This is a genomic window from Auritidibacter ignavus, from assembly GCF_003703835.1.
Classification (GTDB): Bacteria; Actinomycetota; Actinomycetes; order Actinomycetales; family Micrococcaceae; genus Auritidibacter; species Auritidibacter ignavus.
This window is the reverse complement of sequence record NZ_RDQR01000021.1, coordinates 22,892-48,845: the sequence shown is the minus strand read 5'-3', so window position 1 is coordinate 48,845 and position 25,954 is coordinate 22,892. Positions and strand designations below refer to the sequence as shown.

At 59.3% G+C, this 25,954-nt stretch carries 22 protein-coding genes and 1 pseudogene; 8 read left to right on the top strand and 15 right to left on the bottom strand.

Translation table 11 applies throughout. From position 1 onward, the window contains the following. Positions 1-200, top strand: a 200-nt coding sequence (locus DYI20_RS10045; protein ID WP_136090121.1) for a transposase, incomplete at its 5' end; no start/stop codon positions are given. A 429-nt stretch (positions 201-629) separates the two neighbouring features. Here the strand turns inward: DYI20_RS10045 and DYI20_RS10040 are convergent. Both DYI20_RS10040 and DYI20_RS12380 read right to left on the bottom strand, forming a co-directional pair. Next, on the bottom strand, positions 630-1,550 hold the full coding sequence (locus DYI20_RS10040; protein WP_122549430.1) for an aminoglycoside phosphotransferase family protein: 921 nt from the start codon (positions 1,548-1,550) through the stop codon (positions 630-632). Positions 1,551-1,701: 151 nt separating this feature from the next. Further along, on the bottom strand, positions 1,702-1,875 hold the full coding sequence (locus tag DYI20_RS12380; RefSeq protein ID WP_158524770.1) for a hypothetical protein: 174 nt from the start codon (positions 1,873-1,875) through the stop codon (positions 1,702-1,704). Positions 1,876-2,257: 382 nt separating this feature from the next. On the opposite strand from DYI20_RS12380, the gene DYI20_RS12665 reads away from it, so the two are divergent. The 3 genes from DYI20_RS12665 to DYI20_RS10030 all read left to right on the top strand — a co-directional run bounded on the left by DYI20_RS12665 (position 2,258) and on the right by DYI20_RS10030 (position 4,950). After that, entirely contained in the window at positions 2,258-2,524 is a 267-nt protein-coding gene (locus DYI20_RS12665; RefSeq protein ID WP_243857626.1) for a hypothetical protein, read from the top strand. Continuing rightward, the gene (locus tag DYI20_RS10035) at positions 2,481-3,374 is read left to right on the top strand and encodes an integrase catalytic domain-containing protein (RefSeq protein WP_243857628.1); all 894 of its coding nucleotides are present in this window, start codon (positions 2,481-2,483) and stop codon (positions 3,372-3,374) included. The genes DYI20_RS12665 and DYI20_RS10035 overlap by 44 nt, the downstream gene beginning before the upstream one ends. 316 nt (positions 3,375-3,690) lie before the next feature. Further along, complete coding sequence (locus DYI20_RS10030) at positions 3,691-4,950, top strand: MFS transporter (protein ID WP_122549429.1); 1,260 nt, start codon at positions 3,691-3,693, stop codon at positions 4,948-4,950. On the opposite strand, the pseudogene DYI20_RS10025 reads toward DYI20_RS10030, so the two are convergent. The 6 genes and pseudogenes from DYI20_RS10025 to DYI20_RS10000 all read right to left on the bottom strand — a co-directional run bounded on the left by DYI20_RS10025 (position 4,922) and on the right by DYI20_RS10000 (position 12,172). Beyond that, positions 4,922-5,913, bottom strand: a pseudogene (locus DYI20_RS10025) (IS481 family transposase). The gene DYI20_RS10030 and the pseudogene DYI20_RS10025 overlap by 29 nt on opposite strands. 98 nt (positions 5,914-6,011) lie before the next feature. Next, positions 6,012-7,841 carry an ABC-F family ATP-binding cassette domain-containing protein gene (locus DYI20_RS10020; RefSeq protein WP_122549428.1) on the bottom strand — a complete coding sequence of 610 codons (1,830 nt, stop codon included), beginning with the start codon at positions 7,839-7,841 and terminating at the stop codon, positions 6,012-6,014. Between the two features lie 72 nt (positions 7,842-7,913). Further along, the gene (locus DYI20_RS10015) at positions 7,914-8,870 is read right to left on the bottom strand and encodes a 4-(cytidine 5'-diphospho)-2-C-methyl-D-erythritol kinase (RefSeq protein ID WP_122549427.1); all 957 of its coding nucleotides are present in this window, start codon (positions 8,868-8,870) and stop codon (positions 7,914-7,916) included. Further along, the gene (gene rsmA / locus DYI20_RS10010) at positions 8,867-9,775 is read right to left on the bottom strand and encodes a 16S rRNA (adenine(1518)-N(6)/adenine(1519)-N(6))-dimethyltransferase RsmA (protein WP_424923551.1); all 909 of its coding nucleotides are present in this window, start codon (positions 9,773-9,775) and stop codon (positions 8,867-8,869) included. Before rsmA ends, DYI20_RS10015 begins: the two co-directional genes overlap by 4 nt. A gap of 110 nt (positions 9,776-9,885) precedes the next feature. Then, positions 9,886-10,863 (bottom strand): resuscitation-promoting factor, encoded by a 978-nt coding sequence (locus DYI20_RS12820; protein ID WP_166769879.1) that lies wholly within the window; start codon positions 10,861-10,863, stop codon positions 9,886-9,888. Positions 10,864-11,107: 244 nt separating this feature from the next. Continuing rightward, positions 11,108-12,172 carry a TatD family hydrolase gene (locus DYI20_RS10000; protein WP_243857630.1) on the bottom strand — a complete coding sequence of 355 codons (1,065 nt, stop codon included), beginning with the start codon at positions 12,170-12,172 and terminating at the stop codon, positions 11,108-11,110. 208 nt (positions 12,173-12,380) lie between these two features. Here DYI20_RS10000 and DYI20_RS09995 point away from each other — a divergent pair, with 208 nt between their 5' ends. Then, entirely contained in the window at positions 12,381-13,649 is a 1,269-nt protein-coding gene (locus tag DYI20_RS09995; protein ID WP_122549425.1) for a ferrochelatase, read from the top strand. A 134-nt stretch (positions 13,650-13,783) separates the two neighbouring features. Here the strand turns inward: DYI20_RS09995 and DYI20_RS12650 are convergent, their stop codons facing one another. Further along, complete coding sequence (locus DYI20_RS12650; RefSeq protein WP_243857632.1) at positions 13,784-14,098, bottom strand: hypothetical protein; 315 nt, start codon at positions 14,096-14,098, stop codon at positions 13,784-13,786. Next, positions 14,091-14,666 carry a 16S rRNA (cytidine(1402)-2'-O)-methyltransferase gene (gene rsmI, locus DYI20_RS09990; protein ID WP_243857634.1) on the bottom strand — a complete coding sequence of 192 codons (576 nt, stop codon included), beginning with the start codon at positions 14,664-14,666 and terminating at the stop codon, positions 14,091-14,093. Before rsmI ends, DYI20_RS12650 begins: the two co-directional genes overlap by 8 nt. Before the next feature lie 67 nt (positions 14,667-14,733). On the opposite strand from rsmI, the gene DYI20_RS09985 reads away from it, so the two are divergent. Next, positions 14,734-16,371: a dolichyl-phosphate-mannose--protein mannosyltransferase gene (locus DYI20_RS09985; RefSeq protein ID WP_244924681.1), complete on the top strand. Its 1,638-nt coding sequence runs from the start codon at positions 14,734-14,736 to the stop codon at positions 16,369-16,371. Between the two features lie 63 nt (positions 16,372-16,434). Continuing rightward, a complete protein-coding gene (locus DYI20_RS09980) occupies positions 16,435-18,285 on the top strand; it encodes an AMP-dependent synthetase/ligase (RefSeq protein WP_122549423.1) in 1,851 nt (616 codons plus the stop codon). Positions 18,286-18,293: 8 nt separating this feature from the next. On the opposite strand, the gene DYI20_RS09975 is transcribed toward DYI20_RS09980, so the two are convergent. Together DYI20_RS09975 and DYI20_RS09970 are read right to left on the bottom strand one after the other, a co-directional pair. Continuing rightward, the gene (locus tag DYI20_RS09975; protein WP_166769880.1) at positions 18,294-19,808 is read right to left on the bottom strand and encodes a TIGR01906 family membrane protein; all 1,515 of its coding nucleotides are present in this window, start codon (positions 19,806-19,808) and stop codon (positions 18,294-18,296) included. A 157-nt stretch (positions 19,809-19,965) separates the two neighbouring features. Further along, positions 19,966-20,958: a stage II sporulation protein M gene (locus DYI20_RS09970; RefSeq protein WP_110099605.1), complete on the bottom strand. Its 993-nt coding sequence runs from the start codon at positions 20,956-20,958 to the stop codon at positions 19,966-19,968. A gap of 64 nt (positions 20,959-21,022) precedes the next feature. On the opposite strand from DYI20_RS09970, the gene DYI20_RS09965 reads away from it, so the two are divergent. Further along, the gene (locus tag DYI20_RS09965) at positions 21,023-21,820 is read left to right on the top strand and encodes an RDD family protein (protein ID WP_122549421.1); all 798 of its coding nucleotides are present in this window, start codon (positions 21,023-21,025) and stop codon (positions 21,818-21,820) included. A gap of 77 nt (positions 21,821-21,897) precedes the next feature. On the opposite strand, the gene ahcY is transcribed toward DYI20_RS09965, so the two are convergent. The 3 genes from ahcY to DYI20_RS09950 all read right to left on the bottom strand — a co-directional run bounded on the left by ahcY (position 21,898) and on the right by DYI20_RS09950 (position 25,954). Then, positions 21,898-23,424, bottom strand: coding sequence for an adenosylhomocysteinase (ahcY, locus tag DYI20_RS09960; protein ID WP_122549420.1), 1,527 nt, complete (start codon positions 23,422-23,424; stop codon positions 21,898-21,900). A gap of 82 nt (positions 23,425-23,506) precedes the next feature. Continuing rightward, positions 23,507-24,031, bottom strand: a complete 525-nt coding sequence (locus tag DYI20_RS09955) for a DUF3499 domain-containing protein (protein WP_180342606.1) — start codon at positions 24,029-24,031, stop codon at positions 23,507-23,509. Positions 24,032-24,136: 105 nt separating this feature from the next. Then, positions 24,137-25,954 carry a DUF5719 family protein gene (locus tag DYI20_RS09950; protein WP_147472553.1) on the bottom strand — a complete coding sequence of 606 codons (1,818 nt, stop codon included), beginning with the start codon at positions 25,952-25,954 and terminating at the stop codon, positions 24,137-24,139.

The window sequence follows — 25,954 nt, the reverse complement described above, 5'->3', positions numbered from 1 at the left end:
GGACGCTGAAGAAAAGGGCGGCAGACATCCTGGCCTACTTCGACCGCCCCGGAACCTCCAACGGACCCACCGAGGCCATCAACGGACGACTCGAACACCTGCGCGGATCCGCCCTGGGCTTCCGGAACCCAACCAACTACATCGCCAGGTCCTTGCTCGAGAGCGGAGGATTCAAGCCCCGTCTACACCCTCGATTGTGAAGAGCCCCTTTACGCACTCTTGGTACGCTTAATGCATCAGGCCCGACAATCCACTCGCTACGCTGCTCGGCAGCGATGAGAAGCTCGACACCACTCAAAGCAGATGTCGCGACGGTAGCGCCCTCGGCGGATGGTCGCAGACTCCAGCCTAGACTAGTTCGGCGTGCATTCCTCAGTGCTGTTGATGCCACCACGGGGCTAGCCACTTCGGCGCCTCGCGCCACTGAGCTTCCTGTCCTCTTTAAGTGGACGTCCTCGTAAAGCCAGCGACTCACCGTCCTCGCTGCGACACTCGAAGTGGCTGAAACAGACTCACCGTTGAGGCACCTCCTAAGTTCCTTGCCATCGACAAATAGAGAGTTAAGACATTCTTCGGCCCAACGCGCCGCGGCCGTATACTCAGTTTCAAGCAGTGCAGACCTAGTGCCCTTACTTAGCATCCCGCATCAACCCTTTGCTTATAGCAGTGGCATTGGCGGTCATGTTTATTGTCATGCGTAACAAAACCGTCGCCAACGCAGTCTGTGGAACCGATGCAGCGGCCACCACTTGTGACCGCGCAAGAAGTTTCAAGGCTACGACACGCACGAGAAGCACCGCCTCGTCGGTGTCGGAGGCAAACCCGTATGCGCCTAGGAGGTGGGCAGTGAACTCTTTAAATTCCCCCATAAGGCCAGCTGGCACGCTGGTACGTACAGTACCTCCCGCGGTTTGTGCCCGCACACGCGATGCAAGGAACGATGCCATTAGTGAGCTGATATCATGCAGATTCGGTCCCGCGCCCGCCAGCTCCCAATCGATAAACACCGCATCGTGCTCAGTGGTAAGTACGTTGTCTATCGAGAGATCGCCATGAATGAACACTGACTCCATCTCCTGGAGTTGTGTGATCGTTCTCTTTAACGTTTCGTGCACCTGTTTTGGAAGTTGCTTTAGCGTCCATAGCGCGCCGTCAGTGATGTGCATGAAGAGGTGAGCCGGAATAGGATACAGAATGGGTGATTCTGGCTCCGCGCCGAAATCTATTGACGCTCGGTGTAGGATGGCTAGCTTCTTCCCGATGAGGGAAACTTGACCTCGCCAGTCCGTGGGAAGATCCCGATCAAAAAAATCCTTGATCGGGGAGGAATATCCGTGAGGGGTCTCCATGGTAATCTGGTTGTCGAGGATACGTGTGCTTGGCAATGCGACCGGGTTTCCGGCTTCATCCAGAATCTCTGCAGCCGCTTGCATAGCCTGGAACTCCCGGTTAAGAAGTCGCTGTTCCTTGTCGAAGCCTCGCGCTGTTTTTACGTACCTCTTGAACTCCTTTTCATCGGATACTGTGACCCGAGACCCCATCCGCTCCATCGCGTCCACCTTTTCCGTCGATCGATTTCACAACGATCAATAATGCTTGCAGAACTACTAGTGCTGGGCCAGGACCCCGGGCACAGATTGGGCCCTACCCGATCGCAATAGGCGACTGCTTCGGTAGGGCCCAATCAGGGTTTCCCGCCTTTTAGCACATGATCAGAGCGGTACCGATCGTTGCGCAGACGGGGGTGGTTGCAACCATCTCAGGGTCCGTGGCGAACGCTTCCTCGCGCTCAGCCTGCTCCATCAGGTCGATGGTGTCCTGAAAGTCGCCGAAGACTGCTTCCGCCATCATGGTGTTCTCGGTCTGCATGGACATGTTCTCTTCCTTGAGTCGTGCCCTCCGCCCTGAGCGACGGGGTCGCGTCATGCACTATCTTCGCTCGAGCCCACAGCTGACGGACCGCCTGCGACGAGACTCATAGAAAGTCCCCGCGTAGTAAGGGGTCGTGCCTCACAGAAGAATCCACGCGAAATCTTTCTCCCGGGCCACCAGGCACGACGACGATGGGGTCATGGTCGACAAGGACGTATCTATGAGCAGCCGAATCGAGATCACGAAGAACTACGCCACCGCCTACACGCAAGCGCCGAAGAAACCTAAAGCCGCGATCCTCGATACCGTCACCGAACTCACCGGGTAGAACCCCGACCACGCCCGCCAGCAACTCACCCGCCGTACCCGGCAGCCCAAAGGACGCGTGAAAGCCACAGTCGCGGTCATCGACAGGCCGAAGACGAAGGCCCGCAAATACTCCTACGACGCGGTCAAGATCTTGCCATACGTGTGCTCGATCGCCGGCGGCATCTGCGGTCAGTACCTCGCCACAGCCATGGAAGGCCTGCTGGACTGCCTCGAAGCCCACCCACCTGATCCCGGGCAAAGGCCGCTACAACCACAGCGTGCGTGCCGAGCTGTTGGCGATGAGTCCGGCGACCATCAACCGGTACCTCAAACCAGTCCGTGACAAGGATCCCCTGCCTGGGAAGTCAGCGACGAAGCCCGGGAGCCTGCTGCGGAACTCCATCACCGTGCCCAAGGCCGGTGACGAAGTCGACGACGAACCCGGCTTCTTCGAAATCGATACCCTCGCCCACTGCAGCCCGACCCTCAACGGCGAGTTCGCCCGCTGCGTGAACGACACCGACATGCACACCGGGTGGGTCTATACCCACCCGATGAAGAACAACGCCTCGACCCACGTCGTCGATGCCTGCACACAATTCGTCAATACTGTGCCCTACCTGGTGACCGGACTCGACTTCGACAACGGATCCGAGTTCATCAACCACAACCTCAACGACTGGGCCGCTGACCGCAAGATCTTCTTCACCCGGGCACGCCCGTACACGAAGAACGATCAGGCCACCATCGAATCGAAGAACAACCACCTCGTGCGCCGGTACGGGTTCTCCTACCGCTACGACACCGCGACCGAGCTGGAGCTTCTCCAACGCCTGTGGCCGCTGGTCAACGACCGCCTGAACTTCTTCACTCCGAGGAAGAAACCGACCGGGTATTCCACCGATCGTGCCGGCCGCCGCAAACGCGTCTACGACTCTGCGAAGACACCGTATCAACGATTGCTGGATTCCGGGATCCTCAACGCCCAGCAGAAACAAGAGCTTCAGAAGTACCGGGCAGGTCTGGATCCGGTCGACCTGGCTGCCGAGATCGATCAAATCCAGCAACGGTTGATCAAGCTCACCGCGACCAAGACCGCGAAGCTCGAGCGCGAGATCGAGAAAACTCAGGCCCAACCGGACCCCGCGGGCATCAAGGTCCACCACACCCGGGCCGGCTCAGACCCCGGTTAGCGGGGAAAATATGTGTCAGGCACAGCCTGCAATTCCCGGGGATCTTGACATGAGGCACTCCGGGGCATCTAGGCCACGAGTTACGGACGGCCGTGTGCGCGAAGCGCACGTCGGCCGCGTGACATGCACGTGTCCACTGAGAAGAAGGGGCTCGCGCTATCGCGCGTGTTGGCCTCGGCAGTGCTGCCTGGCGAAGCGTGAAACGTAGCTTGACCTCGACCGACGCCGACTACAGACTCCATTGCCGCCGAGCTCATGATCAGTCTCTCGCTCCGAGTGTTGACCTGGCCGCGACGGCATAGTTTTTCATAGTGCCATGAACAGAAGCACATGGGCATACTTCGGCTCCTATAGCTTGTCCCTCCTGGGCAACGGCATCGCATCAATCGTCCTGCCTCTTTTGGTGCTCGCGCGAACCGGTGACATCCTCGCCGCCGGGATCGTGGCGAGCGTTACATCTGCAGTGAGCGCGGTGATTGGACTATTCGCCGGCGTGTTAATCGATCGCATCAATCGTCGAACGATCTCGATCATCAGTGATGTTATTTCTGCCAGTGCGGTTGTAGCGCTTCCGATTGTTGACGCAACCGTAGGACTAAATTTAGCTTGGTTCATCGGCTTGGCAGTGTTAGGAGCTTTTGGGGATGCGCCTGGAATGACTGCCAGAGAGGCACTTTTGCCGAAATTGGCTAAGTTGAATAATGAACGCCCAGACACACTTGATCGTCTTGTTGGAACACGCGAGGCTCTTTCTGGTGCGCTCATGTTGGCTGGTCCGGGTCTAGGTGGGTTACTGATTGCCGTTTTCGGCGTTGGATCCACGACTTTATTTGTAACTGCGGCTACGACCCTAACCGCTGCAGTTGCCTCATATGGAATCCAACATAGAGCAGGAGACCCTGACGCTCTGGAATGCGCGGACAAGCATCAGTACCGCTCTCCGATGGTTGCAGTTCTGTCTGAACTCGGTGTGGCTCTACGGTTCTTGTTCTCTCAGCGCCTTATTCTTGGCGCCACCGCGCTTACCGCTTTGTTTGTTGCCACCTCCGCTGCGCTGCAGACGAGCTTGCTACCTGCATTCTTCGCGGCTGAAGATCTTCCCGGGCTCACGGGGCTGGTCGTCGCATGCCTATCCGCCGGAAGCCTGGTCGGGGCCGGTATATACGCTGTGACTGTAGGAAAGATATCGCGACGGACCTGGTTTGTTGTCGGGATGATTGGGACTTTGGTGGGATACATCGGCCTAGGAGTAATGGCAACTCCTTGGCTCGTAATTACCGCCGCTGTGGTTATAGGCCTTGCTGGCGCGCCCGTTTCGGCCGTGATTGGAGTAGCGACAATTGAGGCTACGCCGGACCAAATGCGAGGTAGAGTGCTAAGCGCTCAGAATACTATTATGCTCGCGGCGCCAGCTGTATCGTCTGCCCCAATAGCTGCTGTCGCGAGCAACTGGGGGCTACCGGCGGCAGGGCTTTCTCTGGCAACTGTAATTGGTATCGTAGTTGCGGTTAGCATCGTAACGCCTGCGTTTAAGAACCTCGACAGTGTTATGCCGAGCACCGACGCAGACGACTGATGTAATTCCCCGCGAGGTTGTGAACGCGTTCAGCTGGGGTGAGACCGCCGATGCCGGTGTGGGGTCGGTGATGATTGTAGTAGTGCAACCAGTCGGGGTAGGTTGCGGCGTGGGCTTGGTCACTGTAATAGGTTTGGGCATAGGCCCATTCCTGGGCCAGGGTGCGGTTGAAGCGTTCGACTTTGCCATTGGTTTGGGGTCGGTAGGGTTTGGTGAAGCGATGCTTGACGGTGTCCCCAAGGTTGGCCTTGAACAGGCGTGAGCGGTAACAGGCGCCATGATCAGTCATCACGGCCTGCACGGTGATCCCAGCATCGGCGAAGAATGCTTGGGCGCGTTGCCAGAACCCTGCGGCGGTCTCTTTGCGCTCATCGGACAGGATCTCAGAATAGGCCAGCCGCGGGTGATCATCCACGGCGTGGTGTAAGAACGCATAGCCGCGGCCCGTGTTGCCGTACCCGTTGTTTTTGCGGCCTGCGACCCCGAGTTTCCGATGGCCACCGCCGTCGGGGATTCGGCCCAGTTTCTTGATATCCACGTGCACGAGCTGCCCGGGAGCCGATTTTTCATAACGGATGGGGGCTGGTGTGCGCACCGGCAGCCCGGTGGTCTGATCCACGTGCGCTAACCGGGGCATCCGGTATCGGGCCAGCACCCGACCCACCGTGGAGCGGGCGATACCCAGGTGATAACTGATCCGATGCGGGCCCCCCGGCGGGTGAACCGCAACGCAATGATGCGCCGCTCCTTGCGAACAGACAACCGATGGGGTGACCGATGCGGCCGCGACGATCGATCCGTCAGCGGCTCCCCGGCCCGATAGCGAGCGGCCCACTTCGAGGCCGTGGCCGGTGAGACTTGCAAGCGTTCGGCCGCTCGACGAATCGTCCAGCCGTCCTCAACAATCAACACAGCAAGGCGACGACGGCCTTCAGGAGTCAACGGTGCATTAGAGTGGAACATGAAGACCTCCGGTTTTCAGATGCAGGTTGTGCTAACCCCATCTGTACCGGAGGTCTTCTTCCTACCGCGAGTGTTCACAACCTCCCGGGGAAGTACAGTTAGCTCTCTACCGCTTCGAGCAACTCCAGCCAACGGGATTCCTTGGTATCAATCTCTTTGCGGAGCTCGGAGGCTTGGGCTGTCAGGTCCGCAAGCCCTTCGAAATCTGTCTGGTCGTGAGTGGCCATTTTTTCTTCTAGCTCAGTGAGTTCGGTGTTGAGTTTCTCCAGTTTGCGCTCAATCGAGGACGCTTCTTTCCGCGCAGCGTGTTTCTCAGCCCCAGACAAGCCACGTGACTGTTCGTTACCGGCGACGTTGTCAGCGCCGGAGGAATGGTGTTGTTGCTGTTTCTGGTTCGTCGACGGTGTCGTCTTGGCTTGACTCTCAGCCTGTTCGGCGAGCTGGAGATACTGGTCGACGCCACCGGGCAAATGCCGAAAGGTCCCGTTGATGATGGCATATTGCTGATCGGTGACGCGCTCCAGCAGGTATCGGTCGTGGGAGACGACCAACAAAGTGCCAGGCCAGGAGTCCAGCACATCTTCCATAGCCGTCAGCATTTCGTGGTCCACGTCGTTGGTGGGTTCGTCCAGGATCAACACGTTCGGTTCCGATAACAGCACCAACAAAAGCTGCAACCGTCGTTTCTGTCCTCCGGACAGGTCTCTGACCGGGGTGGACAGATGGTCACGACTGAACCCGAGCCGTTCCAATAATTGGGCCGGGGTGAAGTCTTTTCCGTCGATGGTGAATGAGGTTTTGGTACGTGCCAGGACGTCTCGGACCCGGTCGTTGCGAATCGTTTCGAGTTGCGAGAACTTCTGGTCGAGGACTCCCAATTTCACGGTTTTCCCACGTTTAACACGTCCGGAGTCCGGTTCGACGGTTCCGGCGATCAGCCCCAGCAACGTAGACTTGCCGGCGCCGTTGGCGCCGAGAATTCCGGTGCGCTCCCCCGGTGCAATGCGCCAGGTGACATTGTTCAGCACGTGGATCCCGTCATAGTCAACCGAAACATTCTCCAGATCCACCACATCTTTGCCCAACCGGGAGACGGCCAGCGCTTGAAGCTGAATCGAGTCACGAACTGGGGGCTCTTGAGAAATCAGCTCAGCGGCAGCGTCGAGCCGGAATTTGGGTTTCGAGGTCCGGGCCGGTGCCCCTCGACGCAGCCAAGCCAACTCCTTGCGCATCAAATTCTGACGTTTCGCCTCGGCGGCGGCAGCAATGCGTTGCCGTTCGACTTTCTGCAATACGTAGGCGGCGTAGCCGCCTTCAAAAGGCTCCACCATGCCGTCATGAACCTCCCACGTATCCGTACACACCGCATCCAGAAACCACCGGTCGTGGGTGATGACCAACAGCCCGCCTTCATGAGCTGTCCAACGCTGATTGAGGTGATCGGCCAACCACCGAATCCCTTCCAAGTCCAGGTGGTTGGTAGGCTCGTCCAGGCCAATCACGTCCCAGTCTTCGACCAACAACTGGGCCAGAGCCACGCGACGGCGTTGTCCACCCGAGAGCGTTGAGATCGCGGCGTTCCAATTCAGATCGGCCACCAGCCCGGAAATGATCGAGCGGATGCGTGGGTGTGAGGCCCATTCGTACTCTGCCCGGCCTCCCACAATGCTGTAGCCCACCGTGTCCGCGCCACGCAACGCATCGGACTGGGTCAGCACACCGATTCGGAGCCCATTGCGGGTGGTGACCCGGCCGGTATCGGGACTCTGTTGTGAGGTAAGAATCGACAATAACGTTGATTTACCGTCGCCGTTTCGACCCACGATACCGATTCGTTGGCCTTCCGAGATACCCAGCGTCACCCCGTCCAACACGGTACGGGTTCCAAAAGTCATCGAGATATTTTCAGCACCAAGCAAGTGAGCCATCGACAGCGTCCCTCCTCTGTCCTGAACTACGTCAACATGACGAATCGGTCAGGTTGATACCGGTAAAACACTCTACAGAATGCGAGCGCCTGACCTCGGTGCGCTAATCGGGATGGAGGCGATCCCGCAACGTTCTTCTACCCGTGAGGCCAACTGCGTTGCGTCGTCAGCGTTACGGGCCAAGAACATCACGGTCGGTCCGGCCCCACAGATCATGGCAGCCAGAGCACCTTCTTGCATGCCTATATCCAGCACGTCGGAGAGCTCCGGCAACAGTGAGACGGCAGCGGCTTGCAGATCATTGTGCATGAGCAACGCGATCGTTTCCACGTCCCCACGAGTCAGAGCGTCCAGTAGTTCGGGATCAATTGCTGCACACTCCCGCTGTGGTTGGATACCTTCATCACGCAGGGAGGCGAGGTTGGCATAGACCTCGCGCGGCGCGTAGACCGAAAAGGCTGGAACGATCACCAGGTTGAGGCTTGCCCGGGTCAGGATCGGCGACAATACATCACCGCGTTCCATCCCCACCGCTGCACCGCCCAGGATGGCAAACGGGACCTGCGTGGAGATTTCGGTTCCCAGCTGGGCCAGGTCACGCCGTGACAGGTGCAGGTCCCACAGGGCAGCGCAGGCCATCAGTGCTGCCGCAGCGTCGGCGGCGCGACCACCCACTCCGCCTGCCAACGGCAAGTCTTTGGTCAAATACAGGTCAACCCCGTGAGTTTCCGGCTCAAGCTGCAACCGGCGTCGCAACAGGTCAGCTGCTTGAAAAACCACATTGGAATGGTCATCGGGGATATCAGCGGGATCGAGGATTCCGCGGGAGGAGTCGGAGATGGAGACGGTGATATGTTCATCGTCACGGGCGACGGCGACGACCTCGTCACTGAGGGAGATCGCCAGTGAGATGGTGGCTAGCTGGTGGTAGAACGGGCTGAGCTGTTGCCCGACCTCGGTGGTGAGGTTAATCCTGCCCGGCGCGGTAACCGTGACGTGTCCGTAGAACTCTCCGGGACGTAGACTCATCCGCCGACTCCGAGGGTCTTGGACTGCTCAGCGATGGCGGCAAAATCTTCAATGCTGAGCACTTCCCCACGGGCCTGGGGGTTGAGGCCTGCTGCCCGCAGAATCCGTTCTGCTGAGGCACCAGAGCCGGCCCAGTTCGATAGTGCTGCCCGCAGGGTCTTGCGTCGCTGTGCGAACGCCTCGTCGATAACGGTGAAGACCTCGTTCCGAGATGCTGTGGTCTGGATTGGTTCGCGTTGGTGAAAATGCACAAGCCCGGATTTAATACGCGGTGCGGGCCAAAAAACGTGGGTTCCCACAGTTCCAGCGGAGCGTGCGGTAGCGTACCAGGCCAGTTTGGCAGAGGGAACTCCATAAATCTTGGTGCCCGGTGCCGCACAGAGCCGATCGGCGACTTCTTGTTGCACCATCACCAACCCGTGTCGGATGCTGGGCACTGACGCCAGAATGTGCAGGAGGACAGGGACCGCCACGTTATACGGCAGGTTTGCCACGAGCGCGGTCGGTGCTGAGTTGGTCGCAGCCGGGCGTACGTCATGGAGCTGGTCAGCATCAATCTGCAGAGCGTTTGCTTGCAGCACACTGGCACAACGCGACGCGCCAGGACGGAAGTGTTCTAGGGTTTCAAGCAACGCTGCGGCGGGAACCGGATCAATTTCGACCGCGGTCACCGCGGTGGCTTGGTCAAGCAGGCCCAGAGTCAACGAGCCCAGCCCGGGACCAATCTCTAAAACGTGCTCTGTGGGGTCAAGCTGTGCCTGATCAACAATTCGACGAATGGTGTTCGGATCGATGACGTAGTTCTGACCCCAGGATTTCGTCGGGCGTAGCTGCAAATGCTCGGCAAGACGACGAATATCTGCGGCCGACAGCAGACGTTGGGCTTCAGCAGTCACAGTCATCATTTTAGTGGTATTTACCACCTCACTTGACCACACGAAAGAGCTCGAGCACCTCTTGAGAGATGCTCGAGCTCTTTCGTGGTCCTGGCCGTTGCGGTCAGCCCAGAGTGTTATTAGCGCAGTCCCAGGGAACGCGAGCAAGCTGGCCACTGGCCCCAGCCAGACTGACGTTGCAACTTGCTAGCAATTTCAATCTGCTGGGCCGGAGTGGCTTTATCAGCAGTCGGCGCGTACTTGGTGCCACCCATGGCTTTCCAGGTGGGACCGGAGAACTGCAGGCCACCGTAGTAGCCGTTACCACTGTTGGTCGACCAATTGCCACCGGACTCGCACTGGGCCAGTTTCGCCCAGACACCAGAGCTGGGAGCCGCACCGCCGGAGCTGGAGGACTCTTCAGAATCATCCGAGGAGGAATCCTCTGAGTCGTCATCGGAGGAGGTGGACGACGATGATGAGGAAGACGAGGAAGTAGACGATGAAGAGCTAGCCTGCTGCTCTTTCTCCTTGGTGCCGACCTTCACGACTTCGTCGGTCGGTTCTTTGGTGATTTGACGGTGGGTCTCTTCGCGGGACGATTCTTTGCCGTCGATCACGGTGACGGTGTAGGTGACTTCAGCGGTGCCGTTTTCACCTTCGGTCTCTACCTTGGTCTTCCCCTTTTCCAGGCTGTCGTCGTTTTCACGAACGGTTTCGTACTCAATCGTTTCTTCTTCGACAAGCTCTTCGGTGGTGACAACCTGCACGGTGATTTTGTCACCGGTGGAGATCTTAGTGTCGGTGGAAGGGCTCACTTTGTCCTTCTCGCCGACCTCGATGCCGGACAAGCTCAGAGCCTCCCCGACAGTATCGGCGTACACCGCGTAGTTTTCGGTTTCACCGGCACGGGTCACCTCCACAACAGTGGGTGCTGCCGGGATGAAGTCGGTCAGTGGCTGAACGCTGGAGGCCAGATCGATATCGAGTGCTTCCCCTTGGCCAGAGTTCTGCTGATCCTGTGCCTGAGCGCTTCCGTTGTTCTGAGTCAGGATGAAAGCTGCTAGCCCGCCCAGAACCAGCGCAAGCGCTGCCAGCTGCGCGACGAGCTTGCTCACGCTACTACTAAATACTCGTGACATGAAAAGGTGTTCCAATGCTTCGGGTAGGTGATGGTTAGCGACCAACGAGAGATCTGAAAAGTGGGGAAGCCCTCAACAAAGGGAGTGTCCCCCGTCGACATTCCAATACAATAACGGAAAGATAACGAAGGTCTCAACTCTATAACGATTTTTGTGAACAACACACCGTTGCCGAGGGTTGACTGACGGTATCCTCACATCACCGTTGCCGAACCGAAATCTAGGAAAAATCCCCGTAAACACGCCGAGTATTGGCCATCACCTGTTCGCACATCTGCTGTTCACCAGTACCACGCACCTCAGCGATTTTTCGTAACGTCAGTGGCGTCATATACGGAGCATTAGGCCGTCCCCGACGCGGATGAGGAGTCAAGAACGGAGAATCCGTCTCTGTCAGGATCAGCTCTGGCCGTGCCAGGGCTGCAGACTCTCGCAGGCGGTCATTCGCGTTAAAAGTCACCGGACCTGAAAAAGACATGTACCAACCGTGTTCGTTACAAATGTCGGCCAGCTCGGGCCCTGCTGAAAACGCATGAAAAACCACGTGTTCGGGGCGTTGCGGCATAGACAGCAGAATCTCGACAACATCCTCATGCGCCTCGCGGTCGTGGATTTGTACTGCTTTACCCAACTGAACGGCCAGCTCCACGTGTTTTCGGAAGGAATATTGTTGCGCTTCGTGGCCTTTTGCACCAGTACGGTAATAATCGAGCCCGGTCTCTCCCACCGCCCTGACGCGAGGATGCCGGGCCATCTCTGCAATAGCCTCAATGGCCCGCTCCAGCCCGGCCTGGCCTTGCTGATCCCAGATCTCGGCAGCTTCATTAGGGTGCAGGGCCACGGCCCCGAGTAAGCGCTGGTGAGTCTCGATGGATTCAAGAGTGAACCGTGCCGAGTCCAGATCACAGCCGACTTGGATTACCCCGGCTACACCAACGGATTCGGCAGTATCTAGTGCATCGGCAATGGAGACCTCGACGAGTCCGTCACGAAAATCCAGGTGAGCGTGGTTGTCGATGATCGGCGAGACCAAAGGTTCCGGCGCTTTCGGGTAGACCAGCACCCGCTGCTTTCCGGTGTATTCATCCACGGTGTCACGACGTGGGCCACCCCCTTCGGACACAGTGTCTACGACTCCGGGACGGGCTGGATCAGGCCAGTGCACCCGATAGGCCTCGGGCACGCCGGTCTGATCGTACTTTTTCGACTTCTTCGAACTCATCATTTCCTTACCACGCGTGAGCACGGACAACGGTAGATCGGAGCCACCTCCCACTCCAAGCATTACTCCGTTCCTGACGGTTTGACGGCTATGCAGGCACCAGATCTGTAGTGTACTCTCCGCCCATGACCACTCCCGTTCTACGGGGCACAGGGTCGCATTGACAGCGGTGTATTGAGGAAGAACTAGACTGAGAAGTGACCCTACAGATCAGGTCGTGACCGCGCGTCACGGCTGTGATTCAACGTGGCCCCGATCCTCAGGAGGAACCGTGACCGAATGGTCCAAACCCAAACCGGCTTCCCGCGTCGTGCTTCAGGCCGGTGCAGCCGTTCCCGCAGCCACACCCCACGCCCAGTCCGGTGTGAAATGGGTTGAAGAACCCACCGAGTTTGACGCGATCTTATTGGCTTCCTACGGCGGGCCCAATGGCCAGGACGACGTCATCCCGTTCCTGCGCAATGTGACTGCCGGTCGCGGCATCCCCGACGAGCGTTTAGAAGAAGTCGCCGTACACTACCGCGAGCGCGGTGGTGTCAGCCCGATCAACGAACAGAACTTGGCGCTGAAAGAAGCCCTGGAGAAGGAACTGGTTGCCCGCGGTATTGACCTGCCGATCTACTTCGGCAACCGCAACTGGGAGCCCTACTTCACCGAGGCCATCCACCAGGCTCACGCCGACGCGCAGGCTCGCAAGGCCGACCACACCGAAGACGGTGCGAAACCAGAGCCGACCAAGATCTTTGCCCTGGTGACCTCGGCCTACTCGACGTACTCCTCCAATCGCCAATACCGCGAGGATTTCGCCGACGCGCTGGAGTACCTAGACCTGTGGAATGAAGTCCAGATCGATAAGATCCGGGCATTCTTCGACCACCCCGGTTTCATCAACCCCTTCATCGAAGACACCATCGCCAAGGTGCGCGAACTGCAGACCGAGACCCCGGACTTGGACCTGCAACGCGATGTGGAGTTCATGTTCGCTGGCCACTCGATTCCGCTGACCCACAATGAGGTCTCAGACGAATCCGATGAGCACGACCCCGAAGTGCGCGGTACCTACGAGCAACAGCACGTGGCCGTGGCTGAACTCATCGTTGACGCTGTCCTGAAGGAGTTCGGTGTTTCCGAGATCTCCTGGCAGTCGGTGTGGCAGTCGGAGTCGGGCCCAGCCTGGCAGAAGTGGCTGGAACCAGACATTGGAGATGCCATTAGCGAACTCGACGAGTCGAAGAAGGCCATCGTCGTCGTTCCGGTCACCTTCTTGTCTGATCACATGGAAGTCTGGTGGGACCTGGATAACGAGGCGAAAGAGGAAGCCGAGGGGCGCGGACTGATCTTCAAACGCGTCGCCACTCCGGGCACCCACCCCGACTTCGTCTCGGCCCTCGTCGACCTGGTGGAAGAACGTCTGAAAGGTACCCCGGCAGATCAGCGCCCGGCATTGACCTCCTACGGCCCCGGTTATGACGTTGCCCGGGCCCGGCGTGCCGCTGGTTCAGGTGGCTTCCGTGCCAGTGTGGGGGGCCTGCTCCCCTAGCGCCCTGCCCGACCGACGATGAATTCCTCGTCACAGCCCCGGAAGACACAGTCCACCCCAGACCGGTCACCCCGCCGGCAGGTCACTGAGTGTCCGGGGCTGATCTGTCGGAGCTAACCCCTGGTCGCAGGAGATCACCGACGTTGTTGGTAGAGGTTGTACAGCGTCCGGGCCGAACCGCCGTATTCGTGTGCGATCTGTTTGGTGGCGTCTTTAGCGCGCATCCCGGTAGCAACCAATTCGTCCACGAGCCGTAGCTGTTGTTCGTCATCGAGTTCGACCCGTCGGTTGTCAGCTGGAGCCAGTAAGAGCACAAACTCTCCGCGAAGCGTCGCCGTCTGCGTCCAACCCAATAACTCACGCAAGGAGGCGGTCACCACCTCTTCGTGCCGTTTCGTCAATTCCCGGGCCACGCACCCGATCTGATCTTCGCCAAAGACCTCAGTCATTACCTGTAGCGTATCGACCACTCGGTGGGGGGGACTCAAAGAAAATCAGCGTGCGCGGTTGATCCTGAAGATCCGTCAAGAACCGGGTTTTCTCGCCGTGTTTTTTCGGAACAAACCCTTCGAAGCTAAACCGATCGCTCGGCAATCCCGAGACTGCTAGCGCGGTCGTGACCGCGCTAGCCCCCGGGGCGCAGGTCACGGTCAACCCGTCTTGTACCGCCGCCTGCACCAGACGGAAACCAGGGTCTGACACCACCGGCATGCCAGCATCGGTCACCACCGCAACCGTGGCCCCTTGGCGTACTTTCTCCAGTAGCTCCGGGGTGGACCGTTGTTCATTATGTTCGTGGTGGCTGATGAGTTGACCACGAATCTCCACTCCTAGGGCAGTAGCTAACCGTTGAGTGGTGCGGGTGTCTTCGGCGGCGATAATCTCGGCGCTAGCCAGCACGGTCCGTAGCCGGTCAGTGGCGTCCTGCAGGTTTCCAATCGGCGTCGCAACCAACACAATCTGGCCCTCGCCCGCCTGGTGCAAGTCATGAGCTTCGGTGTCTGGGCCACCCTTCATTGATCCCCTCTCAATTCTTCTCCCGCAAATACCGTACCGCCGGGTGTTCTCACGTACGATGTTCTGTGTGTCGTTGACAGAAACTCCCGCTCCCACAGCCAGGCAAGGTGCTCGCCGCACCTGGCTCGATTCTATCGACCATGCCTATACCGACACGGTGCTTCGTGCTCGATTGCTGGGTGAGAAACTGACCACCCAGCGGTGGGAATGGATTCTGATTTTAGCGGTCGCTGCCGTGGCCGCGCTGTTGCGATTCCACCGTCTCGACCACCCACACAAGTTGATCTTTGACGAAACCTACTACGTCAAAGACGCCTACTCCTTGTTGCACTTCGGTGTGGAGATGGAGTGGGAAGAAGACATCAACGACGCCTTTATCGCCGGTGAGGCCGAACCGCTCAATGAACCCGCCTATGTGGTCCACCCACCCTTGGGCAAATGGCTGATCGGCCTGGGGATGCTACTGTTTGGTAGCGATAACGGGTTCGGCTGGCGCTTTTCCTCGGCGGTGGTCGGAACCTTGTCGGTGCTGATTCTGTCACTGATCGCCTGGAAAATCTTCCATTCTTCCTTTTTAGGCGCCACCGCGGGATTATTGATGGCTGTCGACGGCCACCACCTGGTCATGTCCCGGACCGGTCTGCTGGATATCTTCTTGTCCTTCTTCGTCCTGGCTGGTTTCGGCGCCCTGGTCTTAGACCGTGATCATGGACGACGGCAACTCGCCGACACAATCAACTCCGCCTATCGCAACGGAACCCTGTCCCAGGTACTGCGCTATGGGCCGATGATCTGGTGGCGTCCGTGGCGTATTGTGGCCGGCATTTTGTTGGCAGCCGGGTGTTCGGTGAAGCTCTCCGGACTAGCATTCGTGGCAATCTTCGGGCTGATGACGGTGTTCTGGGACCTCAACGCCCGTCGCGTGGTCGGGATCAGGCGCTGGGCGCTGGGCGGGATTCTCCGCGATGGTCTGTGGGCATTCGTCTGCGTGGTCGGAGTTGGATTCCTGACCTATTTGGCCACCTGGACCGGCTGGTTTGTCTCCTCCCGGGGCTATCACCGTCACTGGGCCGAGGACAACCCTGCCGAATCGTGGCTGGGATCGCTCATCCCTGACACGTTGCGCTCTTGGTTCCACTACCATCGTGCCTCCACCGACTTCCATACCGGTCTGGATTCGGGACACAACTACGCTTCGTCGCCGTGGACCTGGCCCTTTATGGGCCGGCCGGTCTCCTTCCACTACGAATCCACCGACGACGGTTCGGGTGATTGCGGGGCAGCACACTATTCGGAAGCTATCCTGGATCTGGCCAACCCCATCCTGTGGTGGTCGGGCACGGTGGCCATTATTATCCTCACGGTGGTGTGGTTTGCCAAGCGCGACTGGCGCGTCGGCGCCATCTTGGGTGCCTATGTGGCCGGACAACTGGTCTGGGTGCTCTGGCCGGAGCGGACGATGTTCTTCTTCTACACCATCGCTTACGAGCCCTTCCTGATTCTGGCCATCGTCTATTGCCTAGGCTGGTTGTTGCGGTGGGAAACCGGCCACAATCCCCGAGCCAAAACCCGAAATCTGGTCATTGTCCTAGGTTATATTCTGGTGATTATGCTGGTCTCAGCGTTCTTTATGCCGATCTGGACCGCCGAAGAGATTCCCTATGATCAATGGCGGTGGCGGATGTGGATTCAGTCCTGGATTTAATTCGGTGAGAACCGCTGATCAACGATGCGTCTTAACCGTTCAGCGAGAGTAGAGAAGGAACCCATGCGGTACGTAAACACCCAGTTGAAAGTCTCCCTTCCCGAAGACTCCAATCTCACCGATTTGGTGCTGAAAACCGCCCACCACAGCCCCGAGGCTCCCGCCTACGCGCTCTCCAACGGCATTGGAGGCTGGATCGATGTGAGCTATCGCGAATTTCTAGATCGCGTCCGGGCGGTCGCCAAAGGCCTCATTGCCCGTGGCATCAAACCCGGCGACCTCGTTGCTGTGTTGGCTCCGACGTCCTATCAGTGGGCCGTGATTGACCAGGCGCTATGGTTTGCCGGAGCGATCTCAGTGCCAATCTATGACACCTCCTCCCCGGCCCAGATTAGTCATATTCTCTCCGATTCCGGGACCACGGTGATCTTGCACCAGGGCACACTACAGGCCCAGGCGGCTGAGAAAGCTGTTGATGAGCTGAATCAGTCCGCCACCGATTCCACCCGCATCGAACGGCTGGCTCTCGACGAGGACCTCTTCGATGCACTGACGACCGACGGCGAGACCATCTCCGATGAGCAGCTCGAGCAGGCCCGTTCCGCCGCTACGCTCTCGGACCCGGCTACCATTGTCTATACGTCCGGGACCACCGGTCGCCCCAAGGGAACCATCATCACACACGGGAATCTTGCCTTGGGCGCAGCCAATCTGCTGGAGTACACCAGTGAGATCCTGGCCGCACCGGAAAATCGGACCCTGATGTTTCTACCGTTGGCCCATATTCTGGCACGTGCGGTGCAGTTTGGTTGTTTGGTGGGCAAGATTCAGATTGCCCATACCCCCAACCTGGGCTACCTGTTGCGGGATATCGGGTCCTTCCGCCCAACCTGGTTGTTGCTGGTTCCGCGCATGTTGGAGAAGGTCGAGGCCGGCATCATCAACAAGGCCCGAGAAGGGGGCCAGGAGAAGATCGTCCGCGCTGCCCGCCAGGTCGCTATTGAGTACTCTACTGCCTGCGACGCTCAACAACGCGGAGAAGGCTCCGGTCCGTCCATGGCGTTGAAGCTCAAGCACAAGGTGTTTGACAAGCTCGTCTTTTTCAAGATCCGAGCGCTGATGGGTGGCAATGCCCGAGTGGCGATCTCCGGTGCCAGCCCGCTGCATCCCGAACTGGCTCACTTCTTTTCCGGTATGGGAATTCACGTCAAAGAGGGCTATGGCCTGACCGAGTCCACCGCCCCGGCGACGGTGAATGTTCCCGGCGTTACCCGCATTGGTTCCGTGGGCCGACCCATGCACGGCATGGAAGTCCAGCTGGCCGACGACGATGAGATTCTGTTGCGCGGTATTGCGGTCACTCCCGGCTACTACGGGGCACAGGCTTCCGGCGAATCCGCCGTCGATGAGCACGGCTGGTTCCACACCGGTGATATTGGGCGCCTGGATGACCAGGGCTACCTATATGTCACCGGCCGGAAGAAGGAACTGCTCGTGACCGCAGGCGGAAAGAACGTCGCACCTACTCCCCTGGAAGAAGCCATCCGCACCTGCGAGCTGGTCGACCAGGCTGTTGTGGTGGGCAATAACCGTCCGTTTGTGGGTGCGCTGATCGCACTAGATACGGATGCGCTAAAGCACTGGTGCGAACAGCACGACCGGCATCCGCTCAGCTTGGCTGAGGCGGCCACTGATGAGCAGGTCCGCGAGGAGATCCAGCAGTATATCGATCAGGCCAACGAGTCGGTGTCTCGGGCAGAGTCGGTCCGGAAGTTTAAGATCATCTCCGCCGAGCTGACCCAGGAAGCCGGCTATGTCACTCCAGCGGCTAAGCTCCAGCGCAACCGGGTCATTGAGGACTTCCAGGACCAGATCGAGAGCCTGTACTCCTCCGGCTCTGCCGGGAATTTATAGCGTACTACTTAACGCCCAGGGCGAGATCCTTCTTCCAAGCTGACCTCGGTGACCTTCCCGTCGGTCGTCGGCCACTGCTGGCGGGCTGCCAGCATCATCAGCTGGGTTTGGGCGGAGCGCTTTTTCCGGCGCTTCGTCGGCCAGGTTGCCACCAGCGTGATCGCCGCGGTCAACACCGTCAGCGCTCCGACGGCGAGACCGGCGTCGATCCAGAACTGATTGGGGTACAACCGGATCAGGGTATCGGAAGCGTAGAAAGTCCACGTTCCGTCAGCGAAGAACAGCGCGTGGAAGCCGGCGAAGAAATCCTGCCAGGCGATGATGGCCACGACAGCCAGGGCCACGATGACGAGCAACAGCCAGATGCTGGCCGCAAACAGTGAACGGCGAATGGCGCCTTTCGAGATCCGAGAGAGCACCACCATGATGATCGCCGAAGCGATGACCAATACGGCTCCGATCAGCATCGAGGTTAGCATCACCGACTTGACGTCTGCCATGTGAGAGACCTCGTCCTGGGTGAACAGTGGTGACCCATCGGCGAAGGTCAATGACGCCAGGTAGTTGGGTGAGGCGAGGTTAAACAGGTAATCCAACCCATAGGAACCGTAGTCGAGCCGTTCAGTGGTCGTCAGGCCAAAGTCATCGGCGGGGAACCCGGGTCGGTGGTATTCAATCCAGAGAAATAAGGGTGAAGCCACGGCGCGAATGACCACGGTTAAGAAGGCAATGGGGGCAATGATTGCCAGCACAGTTTGCAGGATCCGGGAGAGAGTCTTGGGTCCTTCAAGTGCTTGGGCGCGGGCAGCAAGACGCGCCTGCGCGTCTGTGAGGAGGCGTTGTTGTTCGGCTACCCGATCTTCCCGGGTGTCTGCCGGTAGACCGTCGTGGTCTGCCAGCAGGTTGTGCTGCGTTCCGGTTGCTGTTGCTGGTTCAGCAACAGGGGTAGCACCAGCGACGGCGGCAACGTCAGGAGCCCCCGTAGCTTCGGGCTGAGGTAGCTCAGCCTGCGCGTTGGGCCGTCGCCGGCTGGCCCGGGTTTCGTGCACCGTTTCAGACTCGGCCATCGTGGTGCTGTTGCTTACTCCATCGTCGAGAGCCTGAGTACGGTCGAGCGAGGACCTGTCGTCATGGTCTTTGAGGAAGTTCGGCATGGCAGTGGTGGCGGCGGTCGTGGCCGATCCGGAGTCGTGAGGGTCCGCCGGAGGGGTTGTCCGAGACGATTCGTCAGAGTCCCGGGGGGCGGATGAGGGCTCAGCGTCAGGCTGGAGGGTCTGGATTGGGTGGGTGGGTTGATCCACCGAGTCATGACTCACCGTGTCCTGTTCGGAGAGCTGGCTGTAGAGCGGGGTTGATTCCGAGGTGTCCCGGGTGGACTGTGGTGACGATGCTGTGGGAGAGGACTCGGTCGTGTTCTGCTCGTCCGCGCTCTCAGCGTCGTCGGGTTCCTGAAAACGGGCGTAGTCAATGCCAGATTCAAACTCTGGGGCCTCATCGGGGGTGGGTGATGTTTTGTCAGACATCGACAAGAAACCTCTTTCCGCGGCGCGGGTGAATAGCAACGGGTAGCACTCGTTGTCCCCCACAGTAGTCGTCGCTACCCCGGTCATTTCTAGGCCACACCGACACGTGGCGGAAATGGTGTGCTGAGAGAGCTCCAGCCAGCGTGAAAGTCCGAATTTAGGCGGTTAGTTCTACGGTTCCACCATCGTATTGCCCCACGTCGGCGTCCAAGTTCATCCGTGCCGCCCGAGCTCCCAGAATCCAGGTGTAGCACCAATAAGCGGCAAGAACCAGCAGGCCAATACCGTGACGCAAGACGTCGGGTATCTCGGCGGGGGTCACGAACCCTTCGACCAGGCCAGAAACAAAGAGCACGACCACCAAACCGATGGCCACGGTAATCAACATTCGCCCCGCTCTGGCTAAGGAAAACAACCTGGTGTGTCGGCCCGGCGCCACCCAGGACCAAAAGATGTACAGCCCGGCAGCGCCGGCAATAAAAATGGCGGTAAGTTCCATATAGCCGTGGGGCAGAATGTAATTGAAGAAGGTGTCAGTTTCACCGTGGCGGGCCATGATGCCACCAGCAACCCCGACATTCGCCGCGTTAAGGTAGAGCACTACAGGCACGAAGAACCCGGTAATCCCGAAGGCAACCTCTTGGGCGGCGATCCAGGCGTTATTGGTCCAGACTTGTCCAGCGAAGGAAGCGGCAGGGTTCTGCGAGTAATAACCCACAAACTCGTGTTCCACGTAGATTTCTTGTTGTTGTTCGGACATCAGAGCATTGGCGACTTCGGGGTGTTGATACACCCAAGCCCCATAAGCGGTGGCTACCGCACAAAAGAGCGCCCCGAGCACAAGAGTCAACCAGCGAATTGTGTAGAAAGCATACGGGAGCCGATAGATCACAAAGTCCGTAAACGCGCGGGTAAAATCTCCCGGGGTAGAGCTGAGCCGTTGTCGGGCGCCGGCGACAATGAGTGACAGTCCGCGAGCCTGGGGGCCATGTGGGTCTTGGGCTTGGATGACCGACAGGTGCGTGGATGCCACCCCATAGAGCTCGGTCAGCTCATCGATTTCGGCCGCACTGAGTCGGCGGGTTCTCGACAAGGTCTGAAGCCGCTCCCAGTCACCGCGATTCACTGCCGTGTATGCCTCTAAGTCCACGAGGCCAGGCTACCCGCTATGCTGAAGAAGTACCATCACTTCAGCGAGTCGAAAGTTTGGTGCCGTGAGCAACTCCACCTCGGTCGTGACCGGTCAGGCGGTTCTTCTGCATTTGAACCCAGCTACCGTCTTCGTGCGTGGCATGTCGACAATCATCGACATTTTGCTCAGTGCGGTCGGACTGTGGGCCACTTTTGTTGTCTTGGCCAGCGTCATCGAACAGTTAGATATGGCCGCGTTGGGAATGTTTAGCCTTCTCACCGTTGTCTTCTGGTTCGTGCTAATTCCCCTCACGGTGGAAACGGTCTCGGGCGGAAAATCGGTGGGCAAATTGGTTTTCGGCACCCGAGTAATCCGTGACGACGGCGGAGCCGTCGTTTTTCGGCACAGCCTCATCCGGACGCTGAGCGGGTTTTTCGAATTGTTGCTGACCTTGGGCTCCGTGGCACTGATGAGTGCCATTCTCAATGATCGCGGAAAACGTCTCGGCGACATGATGGCAGGAACCTATGTGATTCACGACCGGCAACCGCGACTACCTGAGCCGTTGCCAACCGTGCCAGCGGAACTACATCGTTGGGCTCAGATCGCCGATGTAGGACGCATACCCGATGAATTACTGGTAGAAATCAACCAGTACTTGCGAAACTTTTCGCGGATGACCCCACAGGCCCAGAACCTGCATACCCAACGGTTGCTTCAACTAGTGGATCCTTATGTCTCCCCGGCGCCACCTGCACAAACACCGCCGACGGTGTATCTCCACGCGGTCGTGGCCGAACGACGCAATCGTGACTATCAGCTATTGATCAGCCGTCAGCAGTCCCAGCGCCAGCTCTCAGCTGAGCTCAACCAACACTAAGCGCGACCACGGCCGGCACCGGAAAAGGAGTATCTATACCCGCTCCGGTACCGGCCGTCGCTACTCGTCAACAGGGGTCAGTAGCGGTAGTCCTCGGACTTATACGGCCCCGCGACGTCGACGCCCAGGTACTCGGCCTGTGTCTTTGTCAATTCGGTCAGTTGCGCCCCAAGGGCCCCAAGATGCAACCGTGCGACCTTTTCGTCAAGAATGCGCGGTAGCGTGTAGACCCCTACCGGATACGTCTGGCCGGTAATCGAACCGGCATCACCTTGAGAGTGGAAGAGCTCGATCTGAGCCATCACCTGGTTTGTGAACGATGCTGACATCACGAAAGAAGGGTGGCCGGTGGCGTTGCCCAGGTTCAGCAGTCGCCCCTCAGAAAGCACAATCACCGAGTGCTCGTTCTCAGTGCCGGGTTCGAAAACCCATTCGTGGACCTGCGGTTTGATTTCCACTTTCTTAATTCCGGGAATCCGGGCGAGACCGGCCATATCGATCTCATTATCGAAGTGCCCGACGTTTCCGACGATGGCTTTATCTTTCATCTGTTGCATGTGCTCGGCCATGATAATGTCCCGGCCACCGGTAGCAGTGATGAAAATATCGGCGGTAGAGACCACGTCTTCCAACCGAGCCACTTGGTAGCCATCCATGGCCGCCTGCAGGGCGGTAATCGGGTCGATCTCGGTGACGATCACTCGAGAGCCTTGACCGGAGAGGGCCTCGGCTGCTCCCTTGCCCACGTCACCATACCCAGCCACCACGACCGTCTTGCCTCCCAGCAACACGTCGGTGCCACGGTTAATGCCGTCGGGTAACGAGTGGCGAATGCCGTACTTATTATCGAACTTAGACTTGGTGACCGAGTCGTTGACGTTCATAGCAGGGAATAACAACTCACCGGATTCAGCCAACTGGTTCAACCGCAGTACACCGGTGGTGGTCTCTTCGGTCACGCCGCGTAGTTCGCGCGACAGACGGGTGAAACGTTGCGGGTCGGCCTCCAGGGAGGCGGCCAGGACCTTGAGCACCTCACCATATTCTTCCGAGTCCTCTTCGCTGGGAGACGGAACTGCTCCTGCGGCTTCACATTCCACGCCTTTGTGCACCAGCATGGTGGCGTCTCCGCCATCGTCGAGGATCATGTTTGGTTCGGTCCCCTCAGGCCAGGCAAAGATTTGATCTGCTGCCCACCAGTATTCGGCCAAAGACTCATTCTTCCAGGCAAATACCGGCACCCCGGCGGGGGCCTGGGGAGTGCCCTCACCGACCACAATGGCAGCTGCGGCTTCGTCCTGGGTGGAGAAAATATTGCACGAGGCCCAACGCACCTCGGCCCCCAGGGCCACCAAAGTCTCGATGAGCACGGCGGTCTGGACCGTCATGTGAATCGACCCGGCAATACGGGCCCCGGCTAGTGGTTGGGATTCCCCGTATTCTTCCCGCAGGGCCATCAAGCCCGGCATTTCTTGTTCGGCCAGCCGGATTTGGTGCCGGCCAGCTGCTGCGAGATTGATGTCACGAATCGCGAAATCAAAGGGCGCGTTGGCAACGGTCGTGGGATTAGAGAAGGCAGGATCTGCTGCAGGGTTAATGCTCATAACTCCCAGCGTATCCGGTACAGGACGATGGTGGGCCTCAGACGGTAAATTTCGACATGACGACCAGAATGTTCTGGCAGATTCAGCTTTCGCGATACCGGGGGCGGGGTTGTTTGACCAGCCGTAGCCCGGGAGCTTCTCCACCGGAGGCGTGTAACGGTCGCGCCGGCCCCTCGGGCCCCATAGCTTCAGGGCGACGTAAACCGGAGGCAGTATCGGTGTGTGCCGATTCAACACTACGATCCGTGCGACCGGGGTCTTTGTCGAGTTCCTCGGTGGTCGATGAGGCCTCGGGTGGCTCGGATTCTGTCTGGGCAGGGTCGGTGGAGGGCCGACTCACCGCATGGGCCAGCGCGAGCAAATCATCTGGATCGGCGACCGGTTCCGGGGTGGGAACCGCGTTCTCATCGGGGAATAACCGCATCATTTCCCATCCCACCGGGGCGGTCATTTCCACAGCGTGGCGAGCGCACAGGTCATGGGCGTGTGGTTCGGCTCGTTGCGACATGGGACCGACCACGACCGTGGAATCACGGTAGTTGAAGGTCAGCGTCGCTGCTGCCGGAGATTTACACCCTGTTTTCGAACACTGTCGTATGGTTGCCACTCCACATACTGTACTCGCGGTACCTGGTGGATTTCACCAACACCACGCCCGGCCCAACGCCCGGTGGCCGTCGATATCGCTTGCAGGACAGATAGGGCCGGCCTGTTACCAGCCGACTCGCACCGGGGCACCGGCCGGAGCTGCTTGTGGCCCCACCACCGGATAGGCCGAAATTCCCTGCGAGGACGTTGTGGTCACGGCAGCGTAGACTTCCGAGGAATCTGTCGAAATTTCAACACCGGCGGCGTCGTCGTCAAAGCTGACCGGCACGGAAGTGTTGGCGGCTATAGTTTCGGTCTGGTCTTCCCCGATCTCGCCCTCGTGATCGATCGGTGTGACGGTGACTTCGGCGTCTTCGGGGGCGGTGAAAACCAGCTGCGAGTCACCGGCTGATCCAAAGGGTACCACCTGGTCGAAGCCTAAAGCCGGGGCCGAGGCTACCGAGGACACTTCGTGGTCGGGTCCGGTATCCGAGGTGGTCCCGGTGCCGGCGGCGACCACAGGCGCATCGGAGACCAGGTAGACCGAATAGGTCCCGGTATCTAGTTCGCTCAAATCGAGGGTGGACACCGTTGCGGTATCGACGTCGACCGTGTCGGGAACCGCGCCGGCGACCACACCGTCTTCGTCGACGATCTGGACCTCGACCGATGCGTCCGCTAATGGAGAAGCAATACTGAGGCTGGGGTCGGCACCGGCGGTGTCGTTGTCGGGATCCACGACAATCCCGGGGATCACCACTCGGTTCTCCAGGGAGTCCACAGCTTGGATGGTGTCAACTCCTACCGGGTCCACCCCGTCGAGGCGGTGGTGCTGGATCGAGGCGGAAACCGCCCCGCCGGTGGAGGAGATCCCCACTGCCAGGTCGGAGGCATCGGCAGCGAGGCCACCCAGCACGAAACTACGGGTCTGGTCCGGTGCCAGGGTAATTCCGGAGACTCCCGTGGCCGCTACGGGACCATCGGTGTCGTAGAGCGAGATGTCGACGGCGGTAGCCGAGGCTGAGGGGTTCGTCACGGACAGCACCGAGGTGGTTCCGATTGTGGTATCAGCGCCGGTAAGCCACTGCTGGTGACTGGCCGGGGTACAACCGGAGAGACTCAAGCCGTGCAGGTCGCCGTCTGAGGCGGTGAATTCCGAGGAGCCCGCCACCACGGCGGGGGAACCGCCGAGGGGTTCAGCGGCGATGACTCCGGCGATGCCCTCGTCTGCCAGCGCGTCGGAATTCTGGGAAATCAGGGCCCGGCGCACCGGGGTTCCATCGGCTCCAGCGCTGGCGGGTTCACCCTGTTGGACTTCTTCGGGTTGCGATGCCGAGAGCTCTTCGGCGTCCTCGCCGGCCTCGGCATCAGCATCTTCGGGTACACCGCTGTCGGTGCTGGCCCGCAAAGTCAGTCCGGAGATGGTTCCGGCCAGATCCGATCGGGCGGCCACATTGATGGAGGTGGCTGCGTCGGAAGACACCGGGGAGAACTGCACGTCTTCGCCTTCTCCGGCCCCGGCGGGTAGCCGTGGGGCCGGGGCACAGACGCTCTGGGACGGTGCCGAGGGGATGGAGGCTGGACGGGCCGAGGTATCGAGAGAGACCGGCGCGGTATCGATCACCTGGTGGGCACCGATGATCCCGCCCACCACGACCAGTGCACCGACACCCGCTAGGGCGCTGATCCACATCCGTCGGGTTGAGGAACCGGTTTTCGCGCGGGCGGACTCTTTACGGTACCGTTTCAGCGCCTGATCGCGTCGTACCGCGCGACGACGAGCGCCGCGGGCCTCTGCGTATTGTTCAGCGACAAGGTTCTCCCCGGAGGCTGCACGACGACCTCGCCTAGCTCGAGAGCGATCCTGGCGGAGGCGCTCAGCGTTTTCGACAGGCTCGGTGCGGTCGGTGTGATCGGACGATGGTGTTTCGTGGTCGGTCAT